Consider the following 11,817-nt stretch of genomic DNA (forward strand, 5'->3'; position numbering starts at 1 on the left):
TTTCAGCTTCCTTTATTCATTACAAATTGCTGAGCAATAGCGCGCGCCGCCTGGTCAGCCTGCAAAATTACATCAATCGTGTCGGCTGTAGCATTTTCCATCCGATTCAGGGTTTGCTCAACAATTTGAGGAATCTGAGTAAATCCTATCTGATTATTTAAGAAAGCCGCAACTGCTATTTCGTTCGCTGCATTTAAAATTGCTGGCGCCAGACCACCCGATTTCATGGCTTGACGCGCCAGTTTCAACGCAGGAAAACGGGCCGTATCCGGTTCTTGGAAATTTAAATGTGAATGTGCAAATAGATCCAAAGCAGGCACATGCGTCTGTATGCGCTTCGGCCATGCCAAAGCATGCGCGATTGGCGTACACATATCAGGGTTGCCCATTTGCGCCAAAGTTGAACCATCCACATATTGAACCATGGAGTGAATGATACTCTGCGGATGAACAACAACTGTTACAAAATGTTCTGAAATTGCAAAGAGATGGCAGGCTTCAATTAACTCTAGTCCTTTATTCATTAAAGTAGCTGAATCTACTGAGATTTTTTGCCCCATCGACCAGTTCGGATGCTTGCATGCTTGTGCAGGCGTCACACTTTGCAGCTGTTCAATTGTATGATTTAAGAACGGGCCGCCTGATGCTGTCAGCAAAATACGGGAAACCCCCATTTTAGGCTGGCCATTGCGTTCAGCTTGAAAATACCCATCCGGCAGGCATTGAAAGATCGCATTATGTTCAGAATCTACTGGCAGCAAAGCAGCATGGTGATCTTTTGCCGCCTGCATCATGATATCGCCAGACATGACCAGCGCTTCTTTATTGGCTAAAAGCACCCGCTTGCCCGCTTTGACCGCGGCCAAAGTCGGCAGTAATCCCGCAGCGCCTACAATCGCCGCCATCACCACATCTACTTGCGGATGCTCAGACACAGCGATCAATCCAGCTTCGCCATGCAGGATTTCAATCTCTGTTAAACCGTCTTGAATCAGCAGCTGATGCAGCTCATCTACTTTATGCGATGGCACAACAGCGATTTTCGGTCGGTACTGTTTGCAAATTTCTGCCAATTCTACAATTCTGCTATGCGCTGTGACTGCAAAAACGGAATACTCTTCTGGGTGGCTGTCCAAAATTTTTAAGGTACTTTGACCAATGGAACCTGTGACGCCCAATATGCAAACAGACTGTGACATCTATAAATCTACACCTATAAGTTTTAAAACATATACGCCTGCCGCAAAAATTGGCGCTGCAGCAAGCAATGAATCAATACGGTCAAGCACGCCGCCATGGCCTGGCAAAATTCGGCCTGAGTCTTTAATGCCGGCGCGGCGCTTAATCATTGATTCAAATAAATCACCCAATACTGAACTGAATACCGTAATGACTGAAAGAATAAGGAAAAGGACATGCTCGGCTAAACTTAAATCCAAGTAAAGCACTTCAACAGCAATCACAATGACCATGGCCGTTGCAATACCGCCATACAAGCCTTCTACAGATTTATTCGGGCTGACATCTGGCGCAAGTTTTTTCTTGCCCAATTTACGCCCGACAAAATATGCACCGCTGTCTGCGCCCCAAACCAGCAGAAACAGGTACATCAGCCACCACGGGGAGCTTTGCCAAACAGCAAATATCGCCGTAACGGCTGCAGAAACTAGGATTAAGCCAATAAATTTTAATGAGTTATTATACCAGCTGTCATAGTCAGGATATGACTTCACCCAATAAACACTTAAGATCCAGGTGAAAATAGAGGCGATCCACAGCAGCAATGCAAAATCGCTGTACTGCAAAGCCAATGCAGATAAAACCGCAGTCACCAATCCATAGCCCCAGGCAAACGGTTTAATTACATTTTTTGATTTTCTAGGCATGAGTTTAAACCACTCATATCCAGCAACCCCTGCTGCAATGATCATCAGCATATACATTGGATAATGTGACTGCGCAGCAAACATACAGCTCAGTACAACTGCGACCAAAACCAATGCGGTAATAATCCGCTCTAACATTTATTAATTCTCAAGTTGCTCTTGTTGAACTTGCTCTGAAGTTTTACCAAAGCGGCGTTCGCGCCCTGCAAAGACAGAAAAGGCATCATCCAATTCTTCAATGGTAAATTCAGGCCACAATGTTTCCGTAAAGTACAGCTCAGCATACGCCGCCTGCCACAACAGAAAATTTGAAAGCCTAAAATCACCGCCTGTACGAATTAACAAATCCACAGCCGGCAGGTCATTCAAGCTGACATATTGACCAAACAGGTCTACATCAATTGTTTCAATATCTATTTTTTTACTGAGGACATCTGCCGCAATCTTTTTTGCAGCCTGCGCCATATCCCACATTCCGCCATAACTGATCGCGATCGTTAAAGTCATGCTTGTGAACTTAGCAGTACTTTCTTCGGCATGCAACATTAAGTCACAAAGCTCCGCTGACAACCGCGAGCGGTCACCAATAAAACGCAAAGCGATATTAAATTCTTCCATGCGCGGCAATTGCTCGCGAATGGTTTCTTCAAGCAGCTTCATCAGCAAATCAACCTCAAACTGAGGCCGATTCCAATTTTCACTTGAAAAGGCAAAAACAGTTAAAGCTTGAATATGATGAGAACGGCAATGCTCAACGATTGGATCCAGGACACTTTTACCTTCACGGTGCCCATCGCCTTTCTGCATTTGATTTTTTTTGGCAAAACGGTTGTTGCCATCCATGATGATGGCAACATGTTTTGGAAGACAGGAAGTTTCTTCAGTTGAAGTCATTAAAGCTTAGACCTTCAACAATTCAGCTTCTTTGGCAGCTAAACGCTTATCAACTTCTGCAACAAATTTATCCGTGATTTTTTGAATGTCGTCACTTGCGCGGCGCTCATCATCTTCAGAAATTTCTTTTTCTTTCAATAATGCTTTGATATCGCCAAGCACGTCACGGCGGATGTTGCGGATTGCAACTTTAGCGTTTTCCGCTTCGTTACGCGCAACTTTCTGCATATCGCGGCGTGTTTCCTCAGTCAATGCAGCCATTGGCACTCGGATCGCATCTGCAGTAATTGGGTTTAGGCCCAAATCTGATTCACGGATAGCTTTATCAATGGCAGCAACCATTGTGCGTTCAAACGGCTGAACCAGAAGTGTGCGTGAGTCTTCAACACCCACGTTCGCTACTTGGTTTAATGGAACGTCTGAACCATAGTAAGGAACCATCACACCATTTAAGATAGATGGGTGCGCACGGCCTGTACGTACTTTAGCAAAACCATGTTCTAAAGACTCTAAAGTCTTATTCATGCGGTCTTCGCTGTCTTTTTTAAGATCGTTAATCATGTGATCTTCCTTACTTAATTTTAAAAGATGTAATTTACAAAATAGTTTGCAGTATAAAACGCTTTCAGGCTCACGTCATTATTTGGTAACGTGAGTACCCTCTTTTTCGCCCATAACAACAGAAAGCAATGAACCGTTCTTATTCATATCAAATACTTGAAGCGGCACATTGTGATCACGGCATAAGCAAATTGCGGTTAAATCCATTACACCCAGCTTTTCATCCAGCACTTGATCAAACGTTAATGTGTCATATTTAACAGCATCATCATACTTGCTTGGGTCTTTGTTATACACACCGTCAACTTTTGTCGCTTTCAAGATTAAGTTCGCTTCAATTTCAATACCGCGCAAGCAAGCTGCTGTATCCGTAGTAAAGAATGGGTTGCCTGTACCGGCAACAAACACACACACTTCACCTTGAGTTAAATGACGGATCGCATCACGGCTAGAATATGATTCAACGACCGCGCCAATCGGCAAAGCAGACATCAAACGGGTTTTGATGTTGCGGCGGACCAAAGCATCACGCAGCGCCAAGCCATTCATCACTGTTGCCAGCATACCCATTTGGTCGCCCGTTACACGGCCAACCAAGCCGTCTTGCTGCAGCTGACTGCCGCGGTACAAGTTGCCGCCGCCCACAACAATACCCACTTGAACGCCCAAACCGACTAAATGCGCAATAGCCAAAGACATCTGATCGAGCACTTGCGCATCGATACCCATCTCTTTGTTGCCTGCAAGCGCTTCGCCTGACAATTTCAGCAAAATGCGTTCATAACGCGGTTTTTTTGAGTCCATCATCTAAAATACCTATATCTAATCTAAAATTTTATTCGTATATGCTGCTTTTAAGCAGATTTAATGCGGATCAGCTTGGCAAACAAGTCATACTCATCTGCATCAGTAATTTCAACTTCTAGCAAATCACCGGCTTTAATTTGCGATTTATCGATATCTTCGACAAAAACATTGCCGTCAATTTCTGGCGCATCAGCATAAGAACGCGCGACAGCCACCGGAAACTCTTCTTCAAAATCATCAACCAGCACCGTCATGGTTTGACCAATGCGCTTTTGCAGTTTCGCCGCAGAAATAGCCTGCTGCACTTCCATAAAGCGCTCATAGCGCTCTTGCTTCACGTCGTCAGGCACATGATCCGGCAAATCGTTGGCTGTTGCGCCTTCAACTGGAGAATAGGTAAAGCAGCCCACGCGGTCCAGCTGCGCCTCTTTCAGCCAATCCAGCAGCATTTGGAAATCTTCTTCAGTTTCACCTGGAAAGCCGACCACAAAGGTTGAACGGATGACTAAATCCGGACATTTTTCACGCCATACTTTTAAACGATCCAATGTATTTTCACTGTGAGCTGGTCGCTTCATCAATTTTAAGATGCGCGGACTGGCGTGCTGAAAAGGAATGTCTAAATATGGCAGAATTTTACCCTGCGCCATCAAATCAATCACTGCATCCACATGCGGATACGGATAGACATAATGCAAACGCACCCAGATACCCAGCTGACCCAATGCTTCACACATATCGTAAAACTTGGTTTTTACTGGCTGGCCATTCCAAAAATCCAGTTTGTATTTAGTATCTACGCCATAAGCAGAAGTATCTTGGGAGATTACGAGTACTTCTTTTACTCCGGCTTTTTTCAGCGCCTGCGCTTCACTCAGCACAGAACCAACTGGGCGTGACACCAAATCACCGCGCATGCTTGGAATAATGCAGAATGTGCAGCGGTGGTTGCAGCCTTCTGATATTTTTAAATATGCATAATGTTTTGGCGTCAGGCGAATGCCGTGATCCGGAACTAAATCGATAAATGGATTATGTTTTGGCGGTTCTGGAACATACTCGCGTACTGCTTCCATAACTTCTTGATATGCCGCTGCCCCGGTTACTTTTAAAACATTTGGGTGCATTTGGCGAATTTTGTCTTCATCTTTACCTAAACAGCCGGTCACAATTACGCGGCCGTTTGAGCTCATGGCTTCGCCAATCGCATCTAAAGACTCTTGCACTGCAGATTCAATAAAACCGCAGGTGTTTACAACAACTAAATCTGCACCATCATAATCTGATGCAACATCATAACCTTCAGTCTTCAACTGAGTTAAAATTCGTTCGGAATCTACCAATGCCTTAGGACAACCTAAAGAAACAAAACCGACTTTGGGGGATTTCATGAATCTGCGCTCCACTAGAATCCGCGTATTGTATGTCTTTTCGTATCATAAAAACAGGTAGAATCATCACTCTTTACACCACGCACTAAAATAATGCTATAAATTCACCCACATAATATTCAACGCACCATTTTGGGACATTATTTATTTACAGCCCTCATCAAATCCGCTATACATTTTTAAATCAGTCCACTTTCAGCGCATTTTTCAAAACAAGCACCAAAACTTAGTCATTTTTATAAAAGTTGGCGTGTATTTTGCATCATATCAGGCCTTATGAGATTAAACCGCCCGATTTATGAAGATGCCATTGCGCTATTTTAATACAGGAAACCATCGCTAATGGATCATCCTATCGCTATCGATTACCGCTTGCTGGTCGACAACTTAACCACAGCCATTCTACTGGTCGATAGCAATTTGAACATATTTTATCTGAATTCTGCATGTGAAGCGCTGTTTGACATCAGCCTGCTGCGCGCCTCTGGCATGCCTGTGCTGAATCTGCTGCACATGCCAAATGATGAATTCAACACTGAAGAAGCGCTCAAAAACACATTGCACTCCGGTCAGCACTACACCCGCCGAGAAGCCACCATCAATGTCAATTTCAAAGACATTCATGTGGACTATACCGCCTCACAGCTGAATTCCGGAAAGCCTTACCACCCGCTGCTATTGATTGAGTTAAATCAAATTGACCGCATGCTGAAAATATCAAAAGAAGAAAACCTGATTCAGCAGCATCAAGTTGCCCGCCAGCTGATCCGCGGCGTAGCGCATGAAATTAAAAATCCTTTAGGCGGCATCCGCGGCGCCACACAGCTTTTAGCGCGCAGCCTGAATGACCCGAAATACAGTGAATTCACCGACATCATCATCAGCGAAGTCGACCGCCTGCGTAATCTAGCCGATACCATGCTCGGTTCGCGCCAGCTGCCAAGCTATGAACCGGTCAATGTGCATGAGCCGCTAGAACGGGTACGCGCGTTGATTGTCAATCAAACCAAAAAGAAGATAAAAATCACCCGCGATTACGACTTGTCACTGCCAGACGTATTGGCGGACCGCGATCAGTTGATTCAAGTCATGCTGAACATCAGTGTCAATGCCGTGCAAGCCATGACTGAAAATAAAGAATTTTTTATAGATCATCAGCCGGAACTCGTTCTTAGAACCCGCATTCAGCGCCTTGTGACCATTAATGGCGTCCTGCAGCGCTCGGCCGTGCGCATTGACATCGAAGACAATGGGCCTGGTGTTCCCGAAGAAATCCTTGAATCAGTGTTCTACCCGCTCGTGACAGGCCGCGCAAAAGGAACAGGCTTAGGATTAAGCATTGCGCAAAACATTATGCATCAACATAACGGAATGATTGAATGTCAATCAGTTCCTGGAAAAACAGTATTTAGCTTATATTTACCTTGGGAGTCAGACCATGTCGCGAAATAAAATATGGGTAATTGATGATGACCGCGCCATGCGATGGGTGCTGGAAAAAACATTCAAAGAAGAAGGTTTTGATGTCACCAGTTTTGAAGAAGCCCAATCTGCGCTTGATCAGCTGAGTACAGATGCGCCGGATGTGATTCTAACCGACATCCGCATGCCGGGCATTGATGGCTTAACCTTCCTTGGCAAAGTCAAAGCCAACTATCCCGATTTGCCTGTCATCATTATGACGGCTCATTCAGATCTAGAATCTGCGGTTTCAAGCTACCAAACTGGCGCTTTTGAATACCTGCCTAAGCCGTTTGATATTGACGAAGCTTTGGCTTTAGTAAACCGCGCCATTTTACACATTGCCAAACTGCAGCAGCAGGAATCGGCAAAGACTGCTCCGCCAATTCAATCGACAGAAATTATCGGTGAATCACCTGCCATGCAGGAAGTATTCCGCGCGATTGGCCGCCTCTCTCAATCGCACATCACGGTATTGATTAATGGCGAATCCGGCACCGGCAAAGAATTGGTCGCGCATGCACTGCACCGTCACTCTCCGCGCAGCAGCAAGCCTTTTATTGCGCTGAATATGGCGGCCATCCCTAAAGACCTGATCGAAACAGAATTGTTTGGTCATGAAAAAGGCGCGTTTACTGGTGCAAACACCCAGCGTCAGGGACGTTTTGAGCAAGCCAATGGCGGCACACTGTTTTTAGATGAAATCGGTGACATGCCTTTTGAAACGCAAACGCGCTTATTGCGTGTTTTGGCGGACGGTGAATTCTACCGCGTGGGCGGACACATCCCCGTCAAAGTGGATGTGCGTATTGTGGCAGCGACGCATCAGGACCTAGAGAAGCTGGTGCACGAAGGCCGCTTCCGTGAAGACCTGTATCACCGTCTAAACGTAATCCGCATTCACATTCCAAAACTGGCGCACCGTAGTGAAGACATCCCTATGCTTGCGCAGCACTTCTTGGCCCGCGCTGGCAAAGAACTCGGTGTCAGCCCTAAAATTTTACGCCCTGAAACTCAGGAATACATGCAGAAATTGCCATGGCAAGGCAATGTGCGCCAATTGGAAAACACTTGCCGCTGGCTAACAGTCATGATCACTGGCCGCGAAGTATATCCTGAAGATTTGCCTTCTGAATTAAAGCAAATTCCAATTCATCAAAGCGGTGAAGGCGCTCAAGCGCCGCAAACCATTGACCGTGTTTCCATCCATCATTGGGATGAAATGCTCGGTCTATGGGCAATACAAAAACTAAAAAATGGCGAGATGAAAATTCTTGATATTGCCACGCCAATGTTCGAACGCACCCTGATTAATGCGGCGCTGCAGCAAACCCGCGGCCGCAAGCGTCACGCTGCAGAACTTCTAGGCTGGGGACGCAACACACTGACCCGCAAGCTGAAAGAACTGGGCATGGACAGTGCGGAAGATGATGTTGAAGAAGAGTTAGAAGGTTAATTCCTTTTAGCTTCATATAAAAAAGCCAGTCAAATGACTGGCTTTTTTTGCAATGCGGTCTAGCACCATTTTATGCAGTAAAACCGATATAACGTGAATAACCTTCAATCCCCAAATCAGACTGATAAATCGTGAATTCAGGATATTGCGCCGCCATTAATTCCGCAATCACACTGACCTGATCATCATTGGCATGCAGGTCATCCACTGTACGGCGCATGGTTTGCTCAAACTCATCTGTAATGTATTCAAAGCCAATATCCATAGCAATAAAGAGTGTATGCTCGCATGGCTGTACATATTGTTCTTCAGCCCAGTTAATTACTTGCTGCCGGCAATGCGGGCACTGAATATTATCTGTTGCCTGTATATCAAGCTGAACCAATTGATAAGCCATAAAATCACATTTTCAAAAAAACTGCCGTAGTGTATCAAAAAACTTAAAAAAAGAATCATCAGGTAAAACTGGATCTTAAAACGCAAAAAGGAAGCCTGAGCTTCCTTTTATCTGAATAAATCACATCAGTTTATTTCTTGCTTGCCTTATAAGCAGATAAAGCAGCTACAGCAATCGCTGACAATACAATGCCCGGCGCGCTGGCAGCCAAAATACCGGTTGTACCCAAACCTAAGGCCAAAATTTTACCCGTCAGCAATGGACCAGTCATTGCGCCTAATCGTCCCAGAGAAATTGCACTGCCCACGCCTGTCACCTTGCCTGCATTTGAGTAAAATATTGGTGAAATGCCATACAGAATCGATTGACCGCCTGTAGAGAAAATACCGCCTATTAAGCCCGCAAAGATCAAGAGTAGAATCGATTTGGTCGTAAAGAGAATCAATACTGCAATAAATAGACCTGTATAGATAATCACCGCCATTTGCCACAACTTTAAGCGATCCAGCAAGTAACCTAAGCCAAGCGTACCAATCACTGCACCCACCTGGAAAATCAGCATAATCATAAATGCTTGCGGTTTTTCTAAGCCTTGCTCCATAAGCAAGTTTGGCAGCCAGCTGATTAAAATGTAGTTCACCATCAGCGTAAAGAAGAAGCTCACCCACAATAGCAATGTGTATTTATAGCGATTTTCAGCAAACAATACTTGCGCCATTGGCGGGACAGCCTCCACGGGCGCTGATTCTGCTTTTTCCGTGCGCTTATCTTTTAAGATAATAGCCATGAACGGAATCAACAGCAATGGGGTTAAACCGCCAATCAAAAACAGCGTATGCCATGAAATATCTTTAAAGATAATAGCCAAGCCTGCAACAAAGATTGCACCGACCGGCAAGCCGCAGTACATCAAGCTATTAAGTTTACCCCGGTTTGCTTCTGTTGCCTCATCACCAACCACTGAAATCATGGTTGGCATTGCAGCCCCCAAACCCAAGCCTGTAAAGAAGCGCGCTGCATATAAAACTTCAACACTTGGCGCCAATGCCGTAATTGACATAAAGAGGCCAAAAATTGCAATTGATAACATCAGGACTTTTTTCTGTCCTAAATAATCCGCTACACGGCCGCCAAAAAATGCGCCGAATAACATACCAAATACGCCCAGACTGAACACATAGCCCATCTGAACTTGATCTAATGAAAATGTCGCCGCGATTCCCTTTGCCGCGATTCCAGGCGCTTGAAGATCAAAACCTTCAAAGAATGCGACCCAGAAACACAAAAATACCGTTAAAAATTTTTGCATTTTTCCAGTTTGTACTTGTGCCATGATTAAACTCCGTCCATAGTAAACAAATTACCCCGCAGTAACTTGCCTCACTATTTTCAGTTCAATCTTTTAAAATAAATACCACTACAATGGTCGGGTTTAATGTGCTGTACATCAAAGAAAACCATTCAAATTAGACATAAAAGATTAAACAAATAAACATCACAGATCTTAATATTATTTATTATATATAATTTTCAAATACTTATGTTTTCAGTAGTTATTTATGATCAAACCATAGTCAAAAGCAATGGTTTAAAATTAAACGATAAAAAAACCCTCATTACGCGGGCTTTTCATTAAAAATCCTATCAAATAAATTTAGTTCATTTATAATAAAAATATATTTTTTAACAACTTATAAACAATGAGCTTTACAGTAAAAGATATTGCAAAAACCTTAAGAGATAGCAAAAAACAAGGAACTCCAGTAATTGTTTTTACTGGTGCTGGTTGCTCAAAAAGCGCAGGCATGCCTTTAGCAAGCGAACTAATTACTGAAATCAATAAAAAATTCAAAGGTAATCTCAAAAGTTTAACTGAAGAACAAAGGAAAGATTACGGTGTGTGTATGAGTAAGCTCACACCTCATGAGCAAAAAATATTAATTGAGAAACACATTTCTAAAGCAAAGATTAATTGGGCTCATATTGCTTTAGCCAGCCTGCTAAAAAATGGTTATTTAGGAAAGGTGCTTACGTTTAATTTCGATAATATTTTGAATCGTGCATGTAGCTTAGATAACTTCTACCCTCCTACCTATGACTTAAAGGTTCTTTCAGAAGAGTATTTCTCTGCTATCCCGACTCAATCCATTGTTCACCTACATGGACAATGGAGTGGGTTTCAACTAGCCAATTCTGATATTGATACTGAAGCGCAAGCCAACAAATTAAAAAACTATATTAAAACCACTATTAATACATCACCAACTCTTTTTATTGGTTACAGTGGTGGTGCTGATGCCTTCTTCAAACTTGTAGAAGAAGGTTTCATTGGCCAACATCGTTTATTCTGGGTTGATTACGCTAAAAAACCCAATATGAATGTCAAAAAATTTATTGATGCAAATCCCAATCACAGAAATTTCATTTCAGAGCAAGATGCTGACCAATTTTTATTAGAATTAGCAATGGAGTTAAAATGCTTTCCTACAAATATGTTTGAAGACCCTATTAAACATATGCAAGAAGTTTTCGAGCTTATTAATGATTTCCCTCTTTCAGCAAAAAATGATCAAGTTGATATTCTTCAAGATACAAAAAGAACCCTAGAGATCACAAATCAAGCTAAACCTGCAATTGCTACAATCAAATTAGCTGAATTACTACATTATAAAAAATTTGATACTATTATTAATCAAACAACTTCATTAAATGTAGAGCATGAACCAGTCAGTAAAATATTAGCTTCCGCACATCTTGGCAAAGCCTTATCCTTTCTAACAAAGGATGACAATCAATTTGAGAAATATTTTAATAAAGCTACAGAAATAAACCCTAAATTTTATCAAGCTTATGCTCAAGTAGCTATTACATTAACTCGTACACCAAAAGATTCTTTTTTAGAACAATCCATTTTTTATTATGAGAAATGTTTAACAATAAAACCTAATTTCAAGGATGATTTTT

Annotated in this window: 11 protein-coding genes; 3 read left to right on the forward strand and 8 right to left on the reverse strand. The window is 43.0% G+C overall.

Annotated elements, in window-relative coordinates; all coding sequences use genetic code 11:
• Nucleotides 1–2 precede the first annotated feature (2 nt).
• The 6 genes from ispC to rimO all read right to left on the reverse strand — a co-directional run bounded on the left by ispC (nucleotide 3) and on the right by rimO (nucleotide 5,539).
• Nucleotides 3–1,199 (reverse strand): 1-deoxy-D-xylulose-5-phosphate reductoisomerase, encoded by a 1,197-nt coding sequence (gene ispC / locus F941_RS08985; RefSeq protein ID WP_005010364.1) that lies wholly within the window; start codon nucleotides 1,197–1,199, stop codon nucleotides 3–5.
• A complete protein-coding gene (locus F941_RS08990; RefSeq protein ID WP_005010365.1) occupies nucleotides 1,200–2,024 on the reverse strand; it encodes a phosphatidate cytidylyltransferase in 825 nt (274 codons plus the stop codon).
• 3 nt (nucleotides 2,025–2,027) lie between these two features.
• Entirely contained in the window at nucleotides 2,028–2,780 is a 753-nt protein-coding gene (gene uppS, locus F941_RS08995) for a polyprenyl diphosphate synthase (RefSeq protein ID WP_005010366.1), read from the reverse strand.
• A 6-nt stretch (nucleotides 2,781–2,786) separates the two neighbouring features.
• Nucleotides 2,787–3,341, reverse strand: coding sequence for a ribosome recycling factor (gene frr, locus F941_RS09000; protein ID WP_005010367.1), 555 nt, complete (start codon nucleotides 3,339–3,341; stop codon nucleotides 2,787–2,789).
• Between the two features lie 78 nt (nucleotides 3,342–3,419).
• Nucleotides 3,420–4,148, reverse strand: coding sequence for a UMP kinase (gene pyrH / locus F941_RS09005; RefSeq protein ID WP_005010368.1), 729 nt, complete (start codon nucleotides 4,146–4,148; stop codon nucleotides 3,420–3,422).
• Between the two features lie 47 nt (nucleotides 4,149–4,195).
• Nucleotides 4,196–5,539, reverse strand: coding sequence for a 30S ribosomal protein S12 methylthiotransferase RimO (rimO, locus tag F941_RS09010; RefSeq protein WP_005010369.1), 1,344 nt, complete (start codon nucleotides 5,537–5,539; stop codon nucleotides 4,196–4,198).
• Between the two features lie 342 nt (nucleotides 5,540–5,881).
• Here rimO and glnL point away from each other — a divergent pair, with 342 nt between their 5' ends.
• Together glnL and glnG are read left to right on the forward strand one after the other, a co-directional pair.
• Nucleotides 5,882–6,991, forward strand: coding sequence for a nitrogen regulation protein NR(II) (gene glnL / locus F941_RS09015; RefSeq protein WP_005010370.1), 1,110 nt, complete (start codon nucleotides 5,882–5,884; stop codon nucleotides 6,989–6,991).
• On the forward strand, nucleotides 6,978–8,456 hold the full coding sequence (gene glnG, locus F941_RS09020; protein ID WP_005010374.1) for a nitrogen regulation protein NR(I): 1,479 nt from the start codon (nucleotides 6,978–6,980) through the stop codon (nucleotides 8,454–8,456). The genes glnL and glnG overlap by 14 nt, the downstream gene beginning before the upstream one ends.
• 70 nt (nucleotides 8,457–8,526) lie before the next feature.
• Here glnG and F941_RS09025 read toward each other — a convergent pair whose 3' ends face one another.
• Both F941_RS09025 and mhpT read right to left on the reverse strand, forming a co-directional pair.
• The gene (locus F941_RS09025; RefSeq protein WP_005010376.1) at nucleotides 8,527–8,853 is read right to left on the reverse strand and encodes a hypothetical protein; all 327 of its coding nucleotides are present in this window, start codon (nucleotides 8,851–8,853) and stop codon (nucleotides 8,527–8,529) included.
• Nucleotides 8,854–8,983: 130 nt separating this feature from the next.
• Nucleotides 8,984–10,186 (reverse strand): 3-(3-hydroxy-phenyl)propionate transporter MhpT, encoded by a 1,203-nt coding sequence (mhpT, locus tag F941_RS09030; protein ID WP_005010378.1) that lies wholly within the window; start codon nucleotides 10,184–10,186, stop codon nucleotides 8,984–8,986.
• Between the two features lie 367 nt (nucleotides 10,187–10,553).
• Between mhpT and F941_RS09035 the strand changes: the two genes are divergently transcribed.
• Nucleotides 10,554–11,817: SIR2 family protein (locus F941_RS09035; RefSeq protein ID WP_005010380.1), on the forward strand; the 1,264-nt coding region annotated here is incomplete at its 3' end.

The organism is Acinetobacter bouvetii DSM 14964 = CIP 107468 (assembly GCF_000368865.1).
Lineage (GTDB): Bacteria > Pseudomonadota > Gammaproteobacteria > Pseudomonadales > Moraxellaceae > Acinetobacter > Acinetobacter bouvetii.

Bases quoted from the DNA above. Each gene is read 5' to 3' on its own strand.
- glnG (WP_005010374.1), top strand. From the start codon at position 6,978: ATGTCGCGAAATAAAATATGGGTAATTGATGATGACCGCGCCATGCGA.
- uppS (WP_005010366.1), bottom strand. From the start codon at position 2,780: ATGACTTCAACTGAAGAAACTTCCTGTCTTCCAAAACATGTTGCCATC.
- F941_RS08990 (WP_005010365.1), bottom strand. From the start codon at position 2,024: ATGTTAGAGCGGATTATTACCGCATTGGTTTTGGTCGCAGTTGTACTG.
- F941_RS09025 (WP_005010376.1), bottom strand. From the start codon at position 8,853: ATGGCTTATCAATTGGTTCAGCTTGATATACAGGCAACAGATAATATT.
- frr (WP_005010367.1), bottom strand. From the start codon at position 3,341: ATGATTAACGATCTTAAAAAAGACAGCGAAGACCGCATGAATAAGACT.
- rimO (WP_005010369.1), bottom strand. From the start codon at position 5,539: ATGAAATCCCCCAAAGTCGGTTTTGTTTCTTTAGGTTGTCCTAAGGCA.
- pyrH (WP_005010368.1), bottom strand. From the start codon at position 4,148: ATGATGGACTCAAAAAAACCGCGTTATGAACGCATTTTGCTGAAATTG.
- mhpT (WP_005010378.1), bottom strand. From the start codon at position 10,186: ATGGCACAAGTACAAACTGGAAAAATGCAAAAATTTTTAACGGTATTT.
- glnL (WP_005010370.1), top strand. From the start codon at position 5,882: ATGGATCATCCTATCGCTATCGATTACCGCTTGCTGGTCGACAACTTA.
- ispC (WP_005010364.1), bottom strand. From the start codon at position 1,199: ATGTCACAGTCTGTTTGCATATTGGGCGTCACAGGTTCCATTGGTCAA.